Raw genomic sequence first — 2,853 nt, forward strand, 5'->3', positions numbered from 1 at the left:
TGCCGGCCTGGGCAACAGTGAGAAATCGTGGTGTTAGTCGAAGTGGTCTGGAACGGCCTGTCGTAGAGGGTGAGAATCCCGTAGACGAAAACGCCACGACTGTTGTAGTGAATACCCGAGTAGCAGCGGGCCCGTGAAATCTGCTGTGAATCTGTCGGGACCACCCGATAAGCCTGAATACTCCCTGGTGACCGATAGCGGACTAGTACCGTGAGGGAAAGGTGAAAAGTACCCCGGGAGGGGAGTGAAATAGTACCTGAAACCGTGCGCTTACAATCCGTCAGAGCCTTCGCACCTTTCGGGGTGGGGGGTGATGGCGTGCCTTTTGAAGAATGAGCCTGCGAGTTAGTGGCATGTGGCGAGGTTAACCCGTGTGGGGCAGCCGTAGCGAAAGCGAGTCCGAATAGGGCGCCCAGAGTCGCATGTTCTAGACCCGAAGCGGAGTGATCTACCCATGGCCAGGGTGAAGCGACGGTAAGACGTCGTGGAGGCCCGAACCCACTTAGGTTGAAAACTGAGGGGATGAGTTGTGGGTAGGGGTGAAAGGCCAATCAAACTCCGTGATAGCTGGTTCTCCCCGAAATGCATTTAGGTGCAGCGTCGCGTGTTTCTCACCGGAGGTAGAGCTACTGGATGGTCTAGGGGGCCTACAAGCTTACCGAAATCAGCCAAACTCCGAATGCCGGTGAGTGAGAGCGCGGCAGTGAGACTGCGGGCGATAAGGTTCGTAGTCGAGAGGGAAACAGCCCAGATCGCCGGCTAAGGCCCCTAAGCGTGTACTAAGTGGAAAAGGATGTGAAGTCGCGAAGACAACCAGGAGGTTGGCTTAGAAGCAGCCACCCTTGAAAGAGTGCGTAATAGCTCACTGGTCAAGTGATTTTGCGCCGACAATGTAGCGGGGCTCAAGTACACCGCCGAAGCCGCGGCACTCACACAACACCCACTTCCCCTTACGGGGGGTTGTGCAGTGGTGTGGGTGGGTAGGGGAGCGTCGTGTGGCCAGGGAAGCGCCGGAGTGATCCAGGTGTGGAGGCCACACGAGTGAGAATGCAGGCATGAGTAGCGAAAGAAGAGTGAGAAACTCTTCCGCCGAATGACCAAGGGTTCCTGGGCCAGGTTAATCCGCCCAGGGTGAGTCGGGACCTAAGGCGAGGCCGACAGGCGTAGTCGATGGACAACGGGTTGATATTCCCGTACCCGTGTGAACGCGCCCCTGATGAATCAGGAGTACTAACTGTCCAGATCTTCCTGGAGCACCTTCGGGTGACGTGGGAGTGATGCACAGGACCTTTCCTGGTAGTAGTCAAGCGATGGGGTGACGCAGGAAGGTAGTGGGGCCAGTCAGTGGTAGTACTGGTGTAAGTCGGTAGGGCGTTGTGTAGGCAAATCCGCACAACATGTGCCTGAGAGGTGATGCATAGCCGAATGAGGCGAATTCCATGATCCTATGCTGCCGAGAAAAGCCTCTAGCGAGCTTTCACACGGCCCGTACCCCAAACCGACACAGGTGGTCAGGTAGAGAATACCAAGGCGATCGAGAGAACTATGGTTAAGGAACTCGGCAAAATGCCCCCGTAACTTCGGGAGAAGGGGGACCCGTGCTGGTGACCGGATTTACTCCGTGAGCTGGTGTGGGTCGCAGAGACCAGTGAGAAGCGACTGTTTACTAAAAACACAGGTCCGTGCGAAGTCGTAAGACGATGTATACGGACTGACGCCTGCCCGGTGCTGGAAGGTTAAGAGGACCGGTTAATCAACTTTGTTGGTGAAGCTGAGAATTTAAGCCCCAGTAAACGGCGGTGGTAACTATAACCATCCTAAGGTAGCGAAATTCCTTGTCGGGTAAGTTCCGACCTGCACGAATGGCGTAACGACTTCTCAGCTGTCTCAACCATAGACTCGGCGAAATTGCATTACGAGTAAAGATGCTCGTTACGCGCGGCAGGACGAAAAGACCCCGGGACCTTCACTATAGCTTGGTATTGGTGTTCGGTACGGTTTGTGTAGGATAGGTGGGAGACTGTGAAATCAGCACGCCAGTGTTGGTGGAGTCATCGTTGAAATACCACTCTGATCGTATTGGACTTCTAACCTCGGACCATGATCTGGTTCAGGGACAGTGCCTGGTGGGTAGTTTAACTGGGGCGGTTGCCTCCCAAAATGTAACGGAGGCGCCCAAAGGTTCCCTCAGCCTGGTTGGCAATCAGGTGTTGAGTGCAAGTGCACAAGGGAGCTTGACTGTGAGACTGACAGGTCGAGCAGGGACGAAAGTCGGGACTAGTGATCCGGCACCGGCAAGTGGAAGCGGTGTCGCTCAACGGATAAAAGGTACCCCGGGGATAACAGGCTGATCTTCCCCAAGAGTCCATATCGACGGGATGGTTTGGCACCTCGATGTCGGCTCGTCGCATCCTGGGGCTGGAGTAGGTCCCAAGGGTTGGGCTGTTCGCCCATTAAAGCGGCACGCGAGCTGGGTTTAGAACGTCGTGAGACAGTTCGGTCTCTATCCGCCGCGCGCGTTAGAAACTTGAGGAAGGCTGTCCCTAGTACGAGAGGACCGGGACGGACGAACCTCTGGTGTGCCAGTTGTTCCACCAGGAGCACCGCTGGTTAGCTACGTTCGGAAGGGATAACCGCTGAAAGCATCTAAGCGGGAAGCCTGTTCCAAGATGAGGTTTCTCACCCCCTAGAGGGGGTAAGGCCCCCGGCAGACCACCGGGTTGATAGGCCAGAACTGGAAGCCCAGTAATGGGTGCAGGTGACTGGTACTAATCGGCCGAGGACTTACCACAAAGAAGCTACGCGTCCACTGTGCAGTATCTGAAACAACACACACGTTGTTCAGAACTGAAA

General features: G+C 55.5%; 1 rRNA gene (running past one end of the window). It reads left to right on the plus strand.

Annotated elements, in window-relative coordinates:
* Positions 1-2,792, plus strand: a 23S ribosomal RNA gene (locus tag FOY51_RS26985); it begins 340 nt to the left of the window's first position.
* Positions 2,793-2,853 lie beyond the last annotated feature (61 nt).

Origin of the sequence: Antrihabitans cavernicola (assembly GCF_008297975.1) — a bacterium.
Lineage (GTDB): Bacteria > Actinomycetota > Actinomycetes > Mycobacteriales > Mycobacteriaceae > Antrihabitans > Antrihabitans cavernicola.